At 71.6% G+C, this 17,177-nt stretch carries 18 protein-coding genes; 7 read left to right on the top strand and 11 right to left on the bottom strand.

Annotated features, from left to right (window positions below):
* Nucleotides 1-32: 32 nt before the first annotated feature.
* Together MHO01S_RS07325 and MHO01S_RS07320 are read right to left on the bottom strand one after the other, a co-directional pair.
* On the bottom strand, nt 33-278 hold the full coding sequence (locus tag MHO01S_RS07325; protein ID WP_060960904.1) for a zf-HC2 domain-containing protein: 246 nt from the start codon (nt 276-278) through the stop codon (nt 33-35).
* Nucleotides 275-1,018, bottom strand: a complete 744-nt coding sequence (locus tag MHO01S_RS07320) for a sigma-70 family RNA polymerase sigma factor (protein ID WP_082734285.1) — start codon at nt 1,016-1,018, stop codon at nt 275-277. Before MHO01S_RS07320 ends, MHO01S_RS07325 begins: the two co-directional genes overlap by 4 nt.
* Before the next feature lie 83 nt (nt 1,019-1,101).
* On the opposite strand from MHO01S_RS07320, the gene aroA reads away from it, so the two are divergent.
* From aroA to bcp, 3 genes are read left to right on the top strand one after another with little or no spacing between them, the layout of a single operon-like run.
* Nucleotides 1,102-2,460 carry a 3-phosphoshikimate 1-carboxyvinyltransferase gene (gene aroA / locus MHO01S_RS07315; protein WP_061782073.1) on the top strand — a complete coding sequence of 453 codons (1,359 nt, stop codon included), beginning with the start codon at nt 1,102-1,104 and terminating at the stop codon, nt 2,458-2,460.
* A gap of 1 nt (nt 2,461) precedes the next feature.
* Nucleotides 2,462-3,499, top strand: a complete 1,038-nt coding sequence (gene rsgA / locus MHO01S_RS07310; protein ID WP_061782072.1) for a ribosome small subunit-dependent GTPase A — start codon at nt 2,462-2,464, stop codon at nt 3,497-3,499.
* 15 nt (nt 3,500-3,514) lie between these two features.
* Nucleotides 3,515-3,982: a thioredoxin-dependent thiol peroxidase gene (bcp, locus tag MHO01S_RS07305; protein ID WP_060960907.1), complete on the top strand. Its 468-nt coding sequence runs from the start codon at nt 3,515-3,517 to the stop codon at nt 3,980-3,982.
* A gap of 19 nt (nt 3,983-4,001) precedes the next feature.
* On the opposite strand, the gene MHO01S_RS07300 is transcribed toward bcp, so the two are convergent.
* Nucleotides 4,002-4,397, bottom strand: coding sequence for a hypothetical protein (locus tag MHO01S_RS07300; protein ID WP_060960908.1), 396 nt, complete (start codon nt 4,395-4,397; stop codon nt 4,002-4,004).
* Nucleotides 4,398-4,611: 214 nt separating this feature from the next.
* Between MHO01S_RS07300 and MHO01S_RS07295 the strand changes: the two genes are divergently transcribed.
* On the top strand, nt 4,612-4,860 hold the full coding sequence (locus tag MHO01S_RS07295; protein ID WP_005048317.1) for a WhiB family transcriptional regulator: 249 nt from the start codon (nt 4,612-4,614) through the stop codon (nt 4,858-4,860).
* Nucleotides 4,861-4,876: 16 nt separating this feature from the next.
* On the opposite strand, the gene MHO01S_RS07290 is transcribed toward MHO01S_RS07295, so the two are convergent.
* Genes MHO01S_RS07290 through MHO01S_RS07280 form a run of 3 tightly spaced genes read right to left on the bottom strand, consistent with a single transcriptional unit; the run spans nt 4,877 to nt 8,290 of the window.
* Nucleotides 4,877-6,370, bottom strand: coding sequence for a sensor histidine kinase (locus MHO01S_RS07290; protein WP_060960909.1), 1,494 nt, complete (start codon nt 6,368-6,370; stop codon nt 4,877-4,879).
* Between the two features lie 52 nt (nt 6,371-6,422).
* Nucleotides 6,423-7,664, bottom strand: coding sequence for a CpaE/TadZ family protein (locus tag MHO01S_RS07285; RefSeq protein WP_061782071.1), 1,242 nt, complete (start codon nt 7,662-7,664; stop codon nt 6,423-6,425).
* On the bottom strand, nt 7,661-8,290 hold the full coding sequence (locus tag MHO01S_RS07280) for a hypothetical protein (RefSeq protein ID WP_060960910.1): 630 nt from the start codon (nt 8,288-8,290) through the stop codon (nt 7,661-7,663). Before MHO01S_RS07280 ends, MHO01S_RS07285 begins: the two co-directional genes overlap by 4 nt.
* A gap of 98 nt (nt 8,291-8,388) precedes the next feature.
* Here MHO01S_RS07280 and MHO01S_RS07275 point away from each other — a divergent pair, with 98 nt between their 5' ends.
* Nucleotides 8,389-8,670, top strand: a complete 282-nt coding sequence (locus tag MHO01S_RS07275; protein ID WP_060960911.1) for a helix-turn-helix domain-containing protein — start codon at nt 8,389-8,391, stop codon at nt 8,668-8,670.
* 16 nt (nt 8,671-8,686) lie between these two features.
* On the opposite strand, the gene MHO01S_RS07270 is transcribed toward MHO01S_RS07275, so the two are convergent.
* Nucleotides 8,687-9,289, bottom strand: coding sequence for a hypothetical protein (locus tag MHO01S_RS07270; protein WP_061782070.1), 603 nt, complete (start codon nt 9,287-9,289; stop codon nt 8,687-8,689).
* Nucleotides 9,290-9,441: 152 nt separating this feature from the next.
* Between MHO01S_RS07270 and MHO01S_RS07265 the strand changes: the two genes are divergently transcribed.
* Complete coding sequence (locus MHO01S_RS07265; RefSeq protein WP_060960913.1) at nt 9,442-9,882, top strand: Rv3235 family protein; 441 nt, start codon at nt 9,442-9,444, stop codon at nt 9,880-9,882.
* A 40-nt stretch (nt 9,883-9,922) separates the two neighbouring features.
* On the opposite strand, the gene MHO01S_RS07260 is transcribed toward MHO01S_RS07265, so the two are convergent.
* Nucleotides 9,923-11,146 carry a pyridoxal phosphate-dependent aminotransferase gene (locus tag MHO01S_RS07260; RefSeq protein ID WP_060960914.1) on the bottom strand — a complete coding sequence of 408 codons (1,224 nt, stop codon included), beginning with the start codon at nt 11,144-11,146 and terminating at the stop codon, nt 9,923-9,925.
* A gap of 72 nt (nt 11,147-11,218) precedes the next feature.
* On the bottom strand, nt 11,219-14,014 hold the full coding sequence (gene secA / locus MHO01S_RS07255) for a preprotein translocase subunit SecA (protein ID WP_060960915.1): 2,796 nt from the start codon (nt 14,012-14,014) through the stop codon (nt 11,219-11,221).
* A 143-nt stretch (nt 14,015-14,157) separates the two neighbouring features.
* Between secA and MHO01S_RS07250 the strand changes: the two genes are divergently transcribed.
* Complete coding sequence (locus tag MHO01S_RS07250; protein ID WP_060960916.1) at nt 14,158-15,489, top strand: hypothetical protein; 1,332 nt, start codon at nt 14,158-14,160, stop codon at nt 15,487-15,489.
* Nucleotides 15,490-15,612: 123 nt separating this feature from the next.
* Here the strand turns inward: MHO01S_RS07250 and hpf are convergent, their stop codons facing one another.
* Nucleotides 15,613-16,275, bottom strand: coding sequence for a ribosome hibernation-promoting factor, HPF/YfiA family (gene hpf, locus MHO01S_RS07245; RefSeq protein ID WP_060960917.1), 663 nt, complete (start codon nt 16,273-16,275; stop codon nt 15,613-15,615).
* Between the two features lie 90 nt (nt 16,276-16,365).
* Nucleotides 16,366-17,088, bottom strand: coding sequence for a ComF family protein (locus MHO01S_RS07240; protein WP_061782069.1), 723 nt, complete (start codon nt 17,086-17,088; stop codon nt 16,366-16,368).
* Nucleotides 17,089-17,177: the final 89 nt, after the last annotated feature.

Raw genomic sequence — 17,177 nt, 5'->3', positions numbered from 1 at the left:
CCGGGTCACGGACCGCTCCCGCAGGGGTGCGGTCAGTGGTGCGTGGCCTGCTCGGCGCGCAGACGCGCGAGAACCTGGTCGCGCAGCTGCTCGGGCGCCGTCTCCTTGCAGGCACGCGCGACGACCGCGGTGAGCGTCGTCGCGACCAGTGCCTCGTCGCGGCAGGAGGGGCAGGTCTCCAGATGGGCACGGATGTCCGCGTGCTCCGTCTTGCAGACTTCGTTGCGGAGGTACTCCTCCAGATCCTTGCGCGCTTTGTCGCAGCCGCAGTCGCTCATTTCCTGCTCCCTGATGAAGAAGTGGCGGGCGCCGGCACATCGATGCCGCGCTCGCGTGCGTAGTCGGCGAGGAGGTCGCGCAGCATCCGTCTGCCACGGTGCAGACGGCTCATGACCGTGCCGATGGGTGTTTTCATGATGTCCGCGATCTCCTGATACGCGAAGCCTTCGACGTCCGCGAGGTAGACCGCCAGCCGGAAGTCCTCGGGGATCGACTGCAGCGCGTCCTTGACCACCGACGCGGGCATGTGGTCGATGGCCTCCGCCTCGGCGGAGCGGCTGCTCGTGGCCGTGGTCGACTCGGCACCGCCGAGCTGCCAGTCCTCGAGGTCGTCGATCGTGCCCTGATAGGGCTCGCGCTGCTTCTTGCGATACGTGTTGATGTACGTGTTGGTGAGGATGCGGTACAGCCACGCCTTGAGGTTGGTCCCCTGCGTGAAGGAGGACCACGACGCGAACGCCTTGACGAAGGTCTCCTGGACGAGGTCCGCGGCATCCGCCGGGTTCCGCGTCATCCGCATGCCCGCCGCGTACAGCTGGTCCATGAACGGCAGGGCCTGCTCCTCGAACTGCGCGCGGACGTCGATCGCCGTCGACGCGTCCTCCGACGGCGGCTCGGGGTACTCGGACGCTGGGTTCTGGGACACCGTGTCGTCGGGCGCTGAGGCCGCCTGCTCTTCCATCAGCGCCCAGTCTACGTCGGCGATGTCCGCCCGCACGGGTGCGAGTGTCGCGGTCACGGGGCTCCTCTCCCGGTCTGGCTCGGACGGCCCGCCGCGGTGGGCGGCGGCGGTGTCCGATGGGTTCGTTAGGGTAGAACCCGATGACAGTGACCGGGTATTCCCTCCCCCAACCGGCCGCGGATCCCGTCTGGCGGGCGCCGCGTGCGGATGACGCCGTCCAGGCGACGGTATCCGTGCCCGGATCCAAGTCTCTGACGAACCGCAAGTTGGTCCTGGCCGCCCTCGCCGACGGCCCCAGCACGCTGACGTCGCCGCTGCACTCCGAGGACTCGGAGCGTATGATCGCCGCGCTGCGCGCTCTGGGGGTGGAGATCACCGAGGTGCCCGGAGCGGGCGCCTTCGGGCCCGACCTGCTCGTCACTCCCCCCGCCACGTTCCGCGGCGACGTCGAGATCGACTGCGGTCAGGCCGGCACCGTCATGCGCTTCGTCGCCCCCCTCGCGGGTCTCGCCGACGGCGACGTCACCCTGACCGCCCATGCCAGCGCGCTGCACCGCCCGATGGGCGAGATGATCAAGGCGCTGCGCGAGATCGGTGCGGACGTCGACGACGGCGGCACCTGGTCGCTGCCGTTCACCGTCCGCGGGCGCGGCCACATCCGCGGCGGAGAGGTCACGATCGACGCGAGCGGCTCCAGCCAGTTCGTCTCCGGCCTCCTGCTCGCCGCCCCCCGCTTCGACGTCGGGCTGCACCTCGTGCACTCCGGGGAGCGTCTGCCCAGCGCGCCCCACATCGAGATGACGATCGAGACGCTCGCCCGCCGCGGCATCCAGGTGGAGCACCCCACCCCCCACGAGTGGGTCGTCCCCGCGGGCACGCTGCGCGGACGGGATGCCGCGATCGAGCCCGACCTGTCCAACGCGGCGCCGTTCCTCGCGGCCGCGATGCTGACGGAGGGCTCCGTCACGATCCCCGGCTGGCCGGCGAGCTCGACGCAGCCCGGCGCACTGCTGCCCGAGATCCTCACCGTGCTGGGCGGACGCGCGTCGCGGCGAGGAGGGGCGCTGACGGTCACCGGAGGCCCCCGGATCGCCGGTGTCGACCTCGACCTCAGTGCGGCGAGCGAGCTCGCGCCGACGCTGTTCGCGCTCGCGGCGTTCGCCGACGCCCCGACCACGCTCCACGGCATCGGTCACATCCGCGGCCACGAGACGAACCGCATCGACGCCCTCATCGGCAACCTCCGCAACATCGGCGGGCGCGCCGAAGAGCTGCCCGACGGCATCCGGATCATCCCCGCGCCCCTGCACGGCGGACTGTGGCGTGCGCACCACGATCACCGCATCGCCACGGCCGGTGCGCTGATCGGTCTTCGCGTTCCCGGCATCGAGGTCGATCACATCGAGACGACCGCCAAGACGATGCCCGAGTTCCCCCAGCTCTGGGCGCGCATGCTGGGCGCCGAGACCGACGACGGAACCGGCGTGCGGCGGCCGTGAGATGAGCTGGCTGGACCTCGACGACGACGACGAACCCGAGTTCGACGAGGCCGACATCCGTGTCCGCCCGAACCCGAAGGCCAACCGGCCCCGAACGAAGCGGCGACCGGCGCACGCCGACGCGCGCATCGCGCGCGTGCTGGGCGTCGATCGGGGCCGGTACACGGTGCTCATCGACGAGGACGGACCCGAGGAGCATACGGCGCTCGCGACGCGCGCGCGTGAGCTGCGCAAGCAGCCCATCGTCACGGGAGACCGCGCCCGCGTCGTGGGCGACACCACGGGCGACGACGGGACGCTGTCGCGGATCGTGGGGATCGAGGACCGCTCGTCGCTGCTGCGCCGCAGCGCCGACGACACCGACCAGGTCGAACGCGTCGTCGTCGCCAACGCCGATCAGATGCTCATCGTGGTGGCGGCGGCCGACCCCGAGCCGCGTCCGCGCCTCGTCGACCGGTACCTCATCGCCGCGCTGGATGCCGGCATCCACCCGCTCCTGGTGGTCACCAAGACCGACCTCGCCGACCCCTCCGGCTTCCTGGCGCACTTCGAGGGGCTGGACGACCTGGAGATCTTCACGAGCGGGCGCAGCAGCATGCCGGTCGATGAGATCGGCACCCGGCTCGTGGGCCACTCGACCGTGTTCGTGGGCCACTCCGGCGTGGGCAAGTCGACGCTCGTGAACGCGCTCGTCCCGAGCGCCGACCGGGCCACCGGCCACGTGAACGAGGTCACCGGACGCGGCCGTCACACCTCGAGCTCGACCGTCTCGCTGCGGTATCTCGGCGACGGCGGCCGCGGGTGGGTGATCGACACCCCGGGGGTCCGTTCGTTCGGGCTGGGCCACGTCGACCCCGCGAACATCCTCAAGGCGTTCACCGACCTCGCCGCGATCGCGCAGGAGTGCCCGCGCGGCTGCACGCACCTGCCGGACGCACCCGACTGCGCGATCGTCGAGGCGGTCGCGGAGGGCCGTCTCGGAGAACGCGGCGCCGCCCGCCTGGATTCGCTGCAGCGGCTCCTGTCGACCTTCGCCTGATCGTAGGCTGGTGGCATGGCCCGCCTCGAACCCGGTACCCCCGCTCCCGACTTCACGCTCGTCGACCAGGACGACGCCCCGGTCAGCCTGCACGATCTGCGCGGCGCCCCCGTCGTGCTCTTCTTCTACCCGGCCGCGATGACCCCGGGGTGCACCACCGAGGCGTGCGACTTCCGCGACAGCCTCGGCCCGCTGCAGGCCGCCGGGTACACCGTCGTCGGCATCTCGCGCGACGACCCCGCGACGCTGCGTCGCTTCCGGGAGCGCGACGCCCTCACCTACCCGCTCCTGAGCGACCCCGACCACGCGGTCCACGACGCCTACGGCGCCTGGGGCGAGAAGATGAACTACGGCAAGCTCGTCGAGGGCGTCATCCGCTCGACGGTGATCCTGGATGCCGAGGGCGTCGTCACCCACGCGCTGTACAACGTCAAGGCGACCGGGCACGTCGCGCGCGTGCGGTCGCTGCTCGGCGTCGGCTGACGACGCGCCGCGACGAGGATCACCCGCGGTCCGGGGCGTCCCGACGCCCCGCCGCGGCACGCACGGCGGCGAACAGGGCGACGAGCCCCACGACCGCGGGCAGGGCCGTCCAGAGCGCCGTCTGCGGCGACGGGGTCGGACCGGTGATCGCCCCCAGCGCCACGGCGAGGATGAGCAGCTGCGCCACGATGCCTCCGGAGCGCCCCCACGACTGGCCGCGGAAGACGGCGACGGCGAAACCGACCAGCGCGACGGCGCCGATCGCCGTGAGGACGATGAGCGCGACGGAGCTGACGGCGTCATCCGTGTCGCCGGAGACGAGAGCGACGATCTCCCACCCCGCGAGAACGAAGACGGCGACCGCCTCCAGCGCCAGGACGGCGGCGGCGATACGCTCCGAACTCGTTGTCGTCATGGGCGCAGGTCCTCTCGTGCAGCCGATCCACAGCACACGCCGGGGGAAATGCCGAGTTCACCCTTGATTCATCTGAATGACCATGGGAGCATTGAACTATCCGTGTGCTCCCACAGTGGCGTGGGGCGAGCGTCTGCTCGCACACCATCAGGGTAATCGACGCCCGACGTCACACCCACCCGAACTTCTCATCCCGCATCAAGGAGCACCCCCTATGGATTGGCGCGACAAAGCCGCCTGCCTGACCGTCGACCCCGAGCTGTTCTTCCCCGTGGGGAACACCGGACCCGCTGTCGATCAGATCGAGAAAGCCAAGTCCGTGTGCGCGCGCTGCACCGTCACGGAGGTCTGCCTGCAGTACGCCCTCGAGACCGGTCAGGACTCGGGCGTCTGGGGAGGCCTCTCCGAGGACGAGCGCCGCGCCCTCAAGCGCCGCGCCGCGCGCGCCCGCCGCGCCAGCTGAGCCGCGCCTTCGCGTCTCAGCTCTGCGCGCGCCCGAGGTAGCGCATCGGGATCTCGATGGTCACCTCGGTGCCGGACCCGACGAGGGTGTGCCAGTCGATGGTTCCGCTGAGCTCACCCTGGATCAGCGTGCGCACGATCTGCGTCCCGAGCCCGCGCCCGACCTGACCCTCGGGAAGCCCGACCCCCGTGTCGCGCACCTTCACGCCGAGCTGCTCCTCGGTGCGTTCGGCGATGATCTCGACCTCGCCCTCCTGATCGACCAGGCCGTGCTCCACGGCGTTGGTCACGAGCTCGGTGAGCGCGAGGGCGAGGGGGGTCGCGTACTCACTCGGCAGCGTGCCGAAGGTGCCGGTCTTGCGCGTGCGCGCGCGGGTGTTCGGCGACGCGGCCACCTCGGCCACGAGCTTGAGGACGCGGTCGAACACGTCGTCGAAGTCGACGTTCTGGGCGAGCCCCTCCGAGAGCGTGTCGTGCACGACCGCGATCGCCGACACGCGCCGCATGGCGTGCGTGAGCGCGTCGCGCGCCTCGTCGGAATGCGTGCGACGCGACTGGATGCGCAGCAGTGAGGCGACCGTCTGCAGGTTGTTCTTCACCCGGTGGTGGATCTCCCGGATCGTCGCGTCCTTGGTGATCAGCTCCTGCTCCTGGTGGCGGATCTCGGTGACGTCGCGGCAGAGCACGATGGCCCCGATCCGGGTTCCGTGATCCTTGAGCGGGATGGTGCGCAGCGAGACCGTGACCCCGCGCGCCTCGATGTCGGCGCGCCACGGGGCGCGTCCGGCCATCACGATGGGAAGGGACTCGTCGAAGTCGCGCCCCTTCGGCAGGATGCCGGTCGCCACCTCGAGCAGCGACTCACCCTCGAGCTCGTCGTCGAATCCCAGCCGGTTGAACGCCGAGAGCGCGTTCGGGCTCGCGAAGGTGGTCACGCCGTCGACGTCCATGCGGATCAGACCGTCGGAGGCGCGGGGAGCGCCCCGGCGGGGGGAGGTCGGCGCGGCGAGGTCGGGGAAGTCGGCGCTGGCGATCATGCCGAACAGATCGTCCGCGCAGTCGTTGAAGGTGATCTGCTGTCGCGACGGCGTGCGGGCCTCGCCCAGGTTGGTGTGCCGGGTGAGCACGCCGACGACGGTCGGCGGGTTTCCGCCGCCCCCGACCGTGCGCACGATGGGGACGGCGCGCACGCGCGTGGGCGTCTCCTCGAACCAGTCCGGGGATGCCGAGTCGACGATCTCGACGCGGGTGAAGGCGTCGCGCACCTGGGTGCGCCACTGCGGCCGGACCAGGTCGCCGACGATGTCGCGGTAGAACAGCGTCGCCGCTCCGCTCGGACGGGTGTGGGCGACGGCGATGAAGGAGTCGTCGGCCGTCGGCACCCAGATCACGATGTCGGCGAAAGCGAGGTCCGCGAGCAGCTGGCCGTCACCGGCGAGCCGGTGCAGCCACTCGATGTCCGCGCCCGTCGAGCGGCCCTGGGCATAGACGAGATCGCTGAGCGTCGACACGCACCCAGCCTAAGCGACAACGACGTGCCGGCCACGCGGCGCCGGCCGCGCCTCAGGCCGCGCCGCGGACGGCCCGTCGCGTCCGCGTGCGACCGCCGCTGTCGTCGACGGCGACGTCCGCACGCGCGTTCGCGCGGGTTCGCGCGGCGGCGGGGCGGGCGGAGGGAGGGGGTTCGATCGCCTCCCCGACGAATCGCCGTACGGCGGAGCAGAGCGCCGAGCGCGGAGCGACGCGACCGACCGGTTGCGCCTGCAGCACCGCGGCATCCGCTGCCTTCGGATCCCAGGGGATGAACCAGCACTCCGCGACGCCGGTGTACCGCGCCAGCGTCCGGCGCATCTGCGTCCGGGCGTCGATGCCGAGGGTCGAGGAGCGCGTCTTGTTCACGACGACATGGATCGGCGCGGCGCCGGCCGTCGCGCGCAGGTCCGGGTAGGCCCGCACGAATCGCGCCACCCCGACCGGATCGGCCGCCACCACGGCGATCACGACGTCGGCCGCGGCCAGCGCGGCGAGCGTCGCCGCGTTTCGCCGGGGTCCGTCCAGGTCGCTGACGATCTCCTCGTCGCGCTCGAGCGGCGCCGCGAGGTCGACGACGAGATCGTCCACCCACGCCCGGCCGCGGCGGAGCGCCTCGTCGACCCTCGTGGCGGTCAGCTCGGGCCAGCGTCCGGGCCGGTTGATGCCGGTGAGCACGCAGACGTCTCCGAGCGGCAGGGAGATGCGTTCGAGTTCGGCGACCGTGAGCGCCCCGCGCTCGGCCGCGCGGCACGCGGCGGCGAACCCCGGCCCCTCGTCGGGCAGGCCCGCGAGCATCGCCAGCGACGGCGCGTGGGTGTCCGCGTCGACGAGGCCGACGCGACGCCCATCGCGGGCGAGCTCCCCCGCGACCTCGATCGCCATCGTCGTGCGCCCCGGCGCGCCGTGCGGACCCCAGACGGCGATGACACGCCCCCGCGGCGGCACGGGCACGGTGCGGGCGCGCGGGGCCAGGATCTCGTGCACGGCATCTGCCGCGTCGACCGCGGTGACGCCGAACATCTCGGCGAGGCGCCTGTCGGCGACGCCGTCGCAGAGCGCGACGATGCGCACGCCGAATCGGTCGCACGCGGCCACCACGCCGGGGGTGAGCGTGCGGCGCCCGGCATCCACCGCCAGCACGTCCGCCCCGGCGAGGGCGCCCCGCACCTCGGCGGGCTCCACTCGGCGCACCTCTGCATCCGCCTCCCGGAGCCGGTCGGCGAGCGCCGCCGCGTCGGCACGGCCGGATGCCAGCACGACGTGGAGCGTCATGAGCGCGGCCCGCCGATCGGGACGATGGCAAGACTCGACCCGTCGGCGATCGCCGCGAGCGCGGCGGCGACGTCGGCGCGCTCGATCACGATCTCCACCGCGGCGCCGGCGGAGCCCATCATCGATCTCTCGCGATCGACCGAGGCCACCGTCGCCGCACCGACGAGGATGCGGGGCGTGTCGAACGTCCCGCGCTCGAGCGGAGACGCGGCCCACACCTCCACGGCCGAGCCGGTCACCACCGCCGCGGGCACCTCGCTCGCGGTGCGGACCACGATCGTCGTCGTCCGGGCGCGCGAGGGCTCCCCCACGGCGTCGCGCGGGACGAGCTCGCCCGCCGCCACCGTCCGCGTGACGACCGCGCCGGGCTGCAGCGTCGCCGGCGACGCGTACGAGTCCTGCACCGCGCCGAGGGCGACCTCCACGACCCGCAGATCGCCGGCGTCGACGTCCTGGCCGGGCACGAGCGTGCTCGCCGCGGCAAAGACCGGCACCGTCTGACGCGCCGCCGCCACGACGAACCACACGCCCGCGACGGAGACGACGATCAGCGCGATGCCGAGCAGGAATCTCAGGTCGGCCCAGAACGCCCGCGGACGGGGTCGGGCGGTGACGAACTCGCTCATCCGGACATGGTGTCCGAACGCTCCGCGGCCCCGCGCGGGTTATCCACAGCCCGGCGTGGGCCGGTGAGTCGCCCACGAACGGAACGCATAATGTCCTCATGCCCGAATCGCCCCTCGACGGCGCACGCCTGCTCGCCCCCGCACAGGTGGCGGAGATGCTGCAGCTCGCCGTCGACGAGGTCATCGCGCTCGTCATCGACGGGCGGCTGCGCGGGGTCAGGGCGGGCGCGCCCCCGCGCTGGCGCGTCGACGCCGACAGCGTGGCGGAGTATCTCGACGACCAAGCCGAGGACGCCCGCCGGATGGCGCTGTGGCGGGAGTCGAACGCCGCGAGCTTCCCCGAGCTGTGGGGACGGGGAACGGTCCGAAACCCCGACTGACCGCGGCCGTCCGCGCTCAGATCAGGTCGGCGACGGCATCCAGCCGCACCGCGGCGACCGCCGCGAACGGCACGAGCCGGAAGCCGCGCACCTGGTCGGCCCGCCGCGGCGCGCCGAGGTCGTGGACGGCGAGGTCGAGGTGGTCGGCCCCGGCTCGATCCACCGTTCCCGACAGCGCCTGACCCGACACGAGCCGCACCGTGACCGGCACCCGGCGACGCACGAGATCGCGCAGCAGGAAGCCGAGCGGCATCCGCTGACCGAGCGCGCCGCCCGGACCCGCGTCGCGCACGGTGGACAGCACCTCCTCCGCGTCCAGGACGATCATCGCCACCGCGGGCAGCGGGACGATCCACACGGTCGGGCCCTCACCGGCATCCGTGCGCAACGCCGCCCAGTCGGCGCCCACCCGTCCGACGGCCCCGACGAGCACGGTCCCCTCGACGAGGTGGACGGCGCACCGCGCAGCGTCGGCGTCGGCGAGGGCGACGAGGCGGTCGCGCAACGGCACCCGCGACAGGCGCAGTCGCTCCGCCTCGGTGTCCAGGGCCGCACGCTCGGCCTCCCATTCGGAGTCGAGTTGGTCTTCCAGATCCTCGAAGAAGCGGTCCCAGCGCACGCCGCGACCCTAGGAGAGGGATGCCGCGACGCGCGGGATCTGTCCACAGGCGACCTGTCCACACGTTGGAGGATTCTCATCCACGCCTCGTGACCGCTGTGCTGTACTCGTCAGACGCCCGCCCGGGCCGACGCCGCCAGAGGAGGTACAGCATGGTCCCCACCTCCGCCGACGCTCCCCGGCCGGCGTCACGGCTCGGCTCGGCGCTCGAGGTCGCCGACTACTTCGCCCCGCAGCGCACCGGCACCGACGCGCTGCCCGAACCGGAACCGCTGCTGAAGAACCTGACGATCGGCGTCCTCGAGGTGCTCGCGGGGGTCCGCGAAGTGGACCAGCTGGCCCGGTGGTTCGGCGAAGACGCCTTCCGCGCCCTGCTCACCCGCTCCAACCTGTCCGCCCGCGCCCGCAGCGCCCGCGGGGTGCCCCCGGCCCGGCCGGTGCACCGCATCCTGTCCACCCGGTACTCCTCCCCCGCCGACGGCGTGGTCGAAGGCGTCGTCGTGGTCGCAGGACCCGCCCGCACGCGCGCCGTCGCGATGCGTCTCGAGGGCTGGGACGGACGCTGGCGCGCGACCTCGCTGGGACTGCTCTGACCGCGGCGACGGCGCCGGCCGGGGCATCCCTGCCCTATCGCTACTGGCGGTAGGAGGACAGGAAGTTGCCGAGCCGCTCGATGGCCTCGGTCAGCACACGCGCCTCGGGCAGCGTCACGATGCGGAAGTGGTCGGGCGTGGGCCAGTTGAAGCCCGTCCCCTGCACCAGCAGCACGTGCTCGGCCACGAGGAAGTCGTAGACGAACTTGGCGTCGTCGTGGATCTCGTACACCTCGGGATCCAGCCGCGGGAACGCGTACAGCGCGCCGCGCGGCTTGTGGCACTGCACACCGGGAATGGCCGTCAGGGCGTCGAAGGCGGCATCCCGCTGCTCGTGCAGGCGACCGGTGGGGGCGATCAACGCGTCGATCGACTGCACCCCGGACAGCGCCGCCTGGACGGCGTGCTGGGCCGGGACGTTGGGGCACAGCCGCGTCGAGGCCAGCAGCTGGATGCCCTCGAGGAAGCCGGCGGCGTGCTTCTTCGGACCGGTGATGACCATCCAGCCCGAACGGTAGCCCGCCACGCGATACGTCTTCGACAGCCCGTTGAAAGTCAGGCAGAGCAGATCGGGTGCCAGGGTCGCGAGCGGGATGTGAACGGCATCGTCGAAGAGGATGCGGTCGTAGATCTCGTCGCTGAGCAGCAGGAGGGAGTGCTCGCGCGCGATCTCGACGATGCCCTCCAGGACCTCACGGGAGTAGACCGCGCCGGTGGGGTTGTTGGGGTTGATCACGACGATCGCCTTCGTCGCCGGGGTCACCTTGGCGCGGATGTCGTCGAGGTCGGGCTGCCAGCCGTTCTCGTTATCGCAGAGATAGTGCACCGGAGTCCCGCCGGCGAGGCTCGTCATCGCCGTCCACAGCGGATAGTCCGGCGCGGGGATCAGGACCTCGTCGCCGCTGTCGAGCAGCGCTTGCATGGTCATGGTGATCAGCTCGGACACGCCGTTTCCGAGGTAGACGTCGTCCGGGTCGAACTTCGGGAAGCCGGGCACCTGCTCGTACCGGGAGACGACGGCGCGGCGCGCCGACATGATGCCGCGGCTGTCGCTGTAGCCGTGCGCGTGCGGGATCGCCTCGATCATGTCGCGCACGATCTGGTACGGCGCCTCGAACCCGAAGACGGCGGGGTTGCCCGTGTTGAGCTTCAGGATGCGGTGCCCGTCGGCCTCGAGCCGGTCGGCCTCCACCAGGGCGGCTCCACGGATCTCGTAGAGGACGTCCTTGAGCTTGGATGACTGGTCGAGGATGCGGGGACTCATCGGATCAGGATATCGCCGCCCGGGCAGGGCCAATCGACGGCCGGTGGCCCGACCGTCCCGCGCCCGATCGACCTACTTCTTCTTGCCGGCGGCGCGACGGTCGGCACGGTTCTGCGGCGCGGGAGCGGATGCCGCGGCATCCGTCCGCTGTCCGAACGCCCCGCGCGGGGCCTCGGCGGCGGGCTGCGCCGGAGCCTGCGCAGCGGACTGCTGACGGACCTTGTTGGTCGCCGCCTGCTGCACCTGCCCGCGCTCGTTGCGCACCTCGACCTCGCCCGCGTCGTTCGCCGCGGTGTACTGGAGCTTCTGGGCCTCGACGGCGGGCGCCGCCTGCAGTCCCTTCGCCTCGACCTCGCCGTCGCCCGACGCGCGCACCTCGACCTCGAGGTTGTAGAGGAAGCCGACCGACTCCTCCTTGATCTGGCCCATCATCGACTGGAACATCTGGTAGCCCTCGCGCTGATACTCGATCAGCGGGTCGCGCTGGGCCATCGCCCGCAGGCCGATGCCGTCCTTGAGGTAGTCCATCTCGTACAGGTGGTCGCGCCAACGACGGTCCAGCACCTGCAGCACGACACGGCGCTCGAGCTCGCGCATCGCGGCCTCGCCCAGCTTGTCCTCGCGCGCGGCGTAGGCGATCTTGGCATCGGAGAGGATCTCGCGCTTGAGCACCTCCGGCGTCACCCGGCCCTTGCTGCCGCTCTCGGCGACGACCTCGTCGATCGTGACGGAGACGGGGTAGAGCGTCTTCAGCTCGGTCCAGAGGGCGTCGAAGTCCCAGCTCTCGTTGTGGCCGCTGCCGGTGTGGTCGTCGATGATCGCGCCGATCGCGTCCTCGATGAAGTGGTGCACGCGGTCGGAGAGGTCGTCGCCCTCGAGCATCTGCCGGCGGTCGGCGTAGATGGCCTCGCGCTGGCGGTTGAGGACGTCGTCGTACTTCAGCACGTTCTTGCGGATCTCCGCGTTGCGCGCCTCGACCTGCGACTGCGCGCTCTTGATCGCGCGAGAGACCATGGTCGACTCGATCGCCACGTCGTCGGGGAAGTTCGTCCGGGCGAGGATCGCCTCGGCGGCTCCCGACTGGAACAGGCGCATGAGGTCGTCGGTCAGCGACAGGTAGAAGCGGCTCTCGCCGGGGTCGCCCTGTCGACCGGAACGGCCGCGCAGCTGGTTGTCGATGCGGCGCGACTCGTGCCGCTCGGTGCCGAGCACGTAGAGCCCGCCGGCCTCGACGACCTTCGCCGCCTCCTCGGCCACGACGTCGCGCATCGCGGTGTAGGTCTCGCTCCAGGCGGCGTCGTACTCGTCGGGGGTCTCGACGGGGTCCAGCCCCTTCGCCTTGACCTCCTGCACGGCGAGGAACTCGGCGTTGCCGCCGAGCATGATGTCGGTGCCGCGGCCGGCCATGTTGGTGGCCACGGTCACGGCCCCCAGGCGCCCGGCGCGGGCGACGATCTCGGCCTCGCGCGCGTGGTTCTTCGCGTTGAGGACCTCGTGCTTGATGCCCTTCTTGGCCAGCAGTCGCGAGAGGTACTCGCTCTTCTCGACGCTGACCGTGCCGACGAGCACCGGCTGCCCAGTCTCGTGGCGACGCGCGATGTCCTCCACGACCTGGGCGAACTTCGCCTGCTCGTTCTTGTAGACGAGGTCGGGCTGGTCCTTGCGGATCATCGGCTTGTTGGTCGGGATGGGCACGACGCCGAGCTTGTACGTCGACATGAACTCGGCCGCCTCGGTCTCGGCGGTACCGGTCATGCCGGCCAGCTTCTCGTAGAGACGGAAGTAGTTCTGCAGCGTGACGGTCGCGAGCGTCTGGTTCTCGGCCTTGACCGGGACGCTCTCCTTGGCCTCGATGGCCTGGTGGATGCCCTCGTTGTAGCGGCGTCCGACGAGGATGCGACCCGTGTGCTCGTCGACGATCATCACCTCGTCGTTCATGACGACGTAGTCGGTGTCGCGCTTGAACAGCGCGAGCGCCTTGATCGAGTTGTTCAGGAACGAGATGAGCGGGGTGTTGGCCGACTCGTACAGGTTGTCGATGCCGAGGTAGTCCTCGACCTTCTCGATGCCGGGCTCGAGCACGCCGATCGTGCGCTTCTTCTCGTCGACCTCGTAGTCGACGCCGGCCTCGAGCGTCTTCGCGATCTTCGCGAACTCGACGAACCAGCGGTTCGCCTCTCCCGACGACGGTCCCGAGATGATGAGCGGCGTGCGCGCCTCGTCGATGAGGATCGAGTCGACCTCGTCGACGATCGCGAAGAAGTGGCCGCGCTGGACGAGATCCTGCTTCTGCCACGCCATGTTGTCGCGCAGGTAGTCGAAGCCGAACTCGTTGTTCGTGCCGTACGTGATGTCGGCGTTGTACTGCTCGCGGCGCACCTCGGGCGTCTGGCCCGCGATGATCGTGCCGGTCGTCATGCCGAGGGCACGGTAGACGCGCCCCATCAGCTCGGACTGGTACGACGCGAGGAAGTCGTTCACGGTGATGACGTGCACGCCCTTGCCGGCGATCGCGTTGAGGTACACGGCGAAGGTCGCGGTCAGGGTCTTGCCCTCACCGGTCTTCATCTCGGCGATGTTGCCGAGATGAAGCGCCGCTCCACCCATGATCTGCACGTCGTACGGACGCTGTCCGAGCGTGCGCTTGGCCGCTTCCCGGACGGCCGCGAACGCCTCCGGCATGAGCTTGTCGAGGCTCTCGCCCGCCGCGTGCCGGGCACGCAGTTCGGCCGTCTCGCCGCGCAGTTCCTCGTCGGTGAGCTGTGCGTAGTCCTCTTCGAGGGCCCCGACCGCTTTCACGACCTGCTGAAGCCGCCGCAGGATGCGTCCTTCGCCGGCGCGGAGCAGTTTCTCGAGAGGGTTGGCCACGGAGCATCTCCATCTATCGTGTGCGGGTGACGCGCGACGCCACCGGAGCCGCGCACGGGGGCACGGCATACGGGGCCATGTTACCTGGCTGTGACTTTGCTTACCTGCGCGAGTCCTCGAAAGGGCACGCATAGGATCGTGGCATGGCGGGATTCTGGGGCGCACGCAAGCAGGAGCGGCAGCAGAAGGCCGCGGAGGACGCCGAACTCGGCCGCCGCGCCGACGCCGCCCTCGTCTCGATCGACGAGCGGCTGCGCACGACCGAGGACGAACTCGTGTTCGCCGAGATCGAACTCGGCCGCGAGGCGACCTCGGGTCTGCGCGATGCCCTGGCGGCCGTCCGCAGCCACATGGGCGAGGCCTTCCAGCTCAATCAGCTCAACCACGACCACATCCCCGACACGGCGGAGGAGCTGCGCACCCGCAACGCGCGCATCATCCAGCTGTGCGACTGGGCCGAGGATCTGCTGGACGACCGGCTGCAGGCGCTCGCCGAGCCGGTGGAGCGCGCCCGGCGGGCTCCCGAGATCATCGACGGCATCCGCGCCGACGTCGCGCGCGGCGAGCAGCGCCTGGCCCGGGCCGAGGCGACCCTCGACCGCGTGCGCGCACGCTACTCGCCCGACGCGGTGCGCCGCATCGAGAAGAACGCCGCGGAGGCCGCGCAGCTGTTCGCGTTCGCCACCCACGGGGCCGACGTGTCGACGGCGCGGCGCGAATCGGGTCAGCGCGAACAGGCGAACCTCGCCCTGGAGACCGCGATGGAGGCCGTGCGACGCGGGACCACGCTGCTGGACGCCGTCGACGCGTTCGAGGTCGAGGCCCTGCGTGCGGAGTCGACGCTCGACGCGATCGTGGAGGACTCGCGCGACGATCTCGTCGTCGCCCGCGACCTCGCGCACGTCCCCGCCGTCGCGGCGGCGATGTCGACCCTCGAGAAGGAGCTGATGGCCCTCACCCCGGCCGGCGGCCTCCCCGATCCCTTCGGCGAGCTCACCCGGCTGCGCGAGGCGAACGCCGCGCTGGATGCCGCGGTCGCGAAGGCCCGCGCCCGGCTGGCCAATCCGGCGCCGCCCGAGACGCACGTGCGGCATGCGATCGACGACGCGGACCGCCAGCTCGGGGTGGCGCGCAGCGTCATCTCCGGCCACCGCGGATGGATCGGCGCCGATGCGCGCACCCGCCTGGCCGAGGCCGAGCGCATCCGCCTGGACCTCGCCGCGCTCGCCGCCCAGCCCATCGCCGAGGACGATCGCGAGCAGGCACTGGCCGACGCGCGGCGCTGCGGTCAGCTCGCCGCCGAGGCCCTGCAGCTCGCTCAGCGCGACATCGACTCGTCGCGTCCCAACGACGGCGGCTGGGGCAACGGCGGCGGGTGGGGCGGCGGACGGCGCGGCGGAGGCGGCGGCGACATGGTCGGCGGCATCCTGGGCGGTCTCGTCATCGGCAGCATCCTGGACGGCATGTTCGACTGACCCCGCGCCCGCGGCGCGCCCGCGCCCGCCGCAGATTCGGTCCGCGCAAACAGAATCGGATGCCGCGCGTCGCGGCATCCGATTCTGTTCACTCCCTCCGATTCCGGGAGTCGATGGCGTCGCTCAGGACGCGAGCTCTCGCGCCGGCGGCGCACTGGCCGTCAGCGAGATGACGCCGTAGTCCCAGCCCTTGCGGCGGTAGACGACGCTCGGGTGATCGGTGCGCGCGTCGATGAAGAGGAAGAAGTCGTGGCCCACGAGCTCCATCCGGTCCACGGCCTCCTCGACCGTCATCCACTCGGCGTCGAAGTTCTTCGTGCGGATGACGACGGGGGTGTAGTCGTCCTCGCCCTCGTCGCCCACGGCGATCGGGATCTCGCCGGTCGCGACGGCACGCAGCGTCTCGACCGAGGCCGGCTGCAGATCGATGCCGGAGAGCGCGCCGCTGCCCTTGTCCAGCTTGGCTCCCCGCGGGTGGTTACGGGCATCCACCCTCTTGTCCTTGGCACGCCGCAACTGCTCGGCGAGCTTGTCGACGGCCATGTCCAGCGCCGTGAACTTGTCGCCGTCGGTGGCCTCCGCACGCACCAGCGGGCCCTTGCCGGTGACGGTGAGCTCGACGGTCTCCTCCTCGCGACTGCCGTTGTGATAGGCGCGGTGAGTGACCTTGACGTCGAGCCGCTGCGCCCGCGGCGCCAGCGTTCCGATGCGAACGGACTTCTCTTCGGTGACGGTGCGGAAACGATCGGAGATGCTCACGCCCACGCCGACGATGCTAGTTTCCATCCTGACCTCCTTGTTCCGGGTCCGGCCGGTCAAGGGCGGACCCTGAGTTCGCCTTGGTCCCTCCCACGCTATCGGGGTGCCGCGCCCGTGTCACCTGCGAATCGCCGTCGCGATCCGTGAGCATCCGCGATGAATCCGGGCTAACCGGGCGTGTCGGGCCGTGGCGGCCACCGTCGCCGCTCCCACGACCCGCGCGCCGGCGTCGGTGAGGGCCCGCGCGGCCTCGCGCAGGGTCGCTCCCGTGGTGACGACGTCGTCGACGATCAGCACCGGAGCCCCCTCGACGCCGCGGGCGCACATCGTGCCCGAGACGTTCTGCGCACGGGCCGCCCTTCCCAGACCGCGCTGATCCGCCACCGCGCCGACCGTCCGCAGCGCCCGCAGCGGTCGGAGTCCGCCGCGGCGCGCGATCAGCCCCGCCACCTCGTGGCCGCGACGCCGGAACGCGGCCCGGGACGAGGGGACGGGAACCACCAGGACGTCCTCGACCGGGCCCCCGGCGGCGGCCTCTGCCGCGGCCGCGAGGGCGGCCCCCAGCGGTCGTGCGAGTGCGGTGCGGCCCTCTTCCTTGAGCGCGCGCAGGACACGCGCGGGCACGCCCGAGAACTCCCGCGCCGAGAAGACGGCCAGGCCCGCGTCGAGCCGGCCGCGACGGACGCGCGGAGCGAGCTCGTCGCGGCAGGCCGGGCACAGTCCGACGTCCGGGACGTCGCAGCCGGCGCACCGGGTCGGCAGCAGCAGGCTCAGCGCCTCGGCACCCGCATCGCGGAGGACCGCGCCCAGCCCGCCCGGTGCTCGTGGGGATGCGCTCACGCCCCTCAGCCTCGCCGTCGCGTGCGCGCCGCGGGGCCCGGAGCGCACCATCGGGGGGATGCCGCGCGCCCGCGCTCCGTGGGGAGGAG

This window comes from Microbacterium hominis NBRC 15708, assembly GCF_001592125.1.
Lineage (GTDB): Bacteria > Actinomycetota > Actinomycetes > Actinomycetales > Microbacteriaceae > Microbacterium > Microbacterium hominis.
The sequence above is the reverse complement of the archived record's forward strand: the minus strand, read 5'-3'. Positions and strand labels throughout refer to the sequence as shown.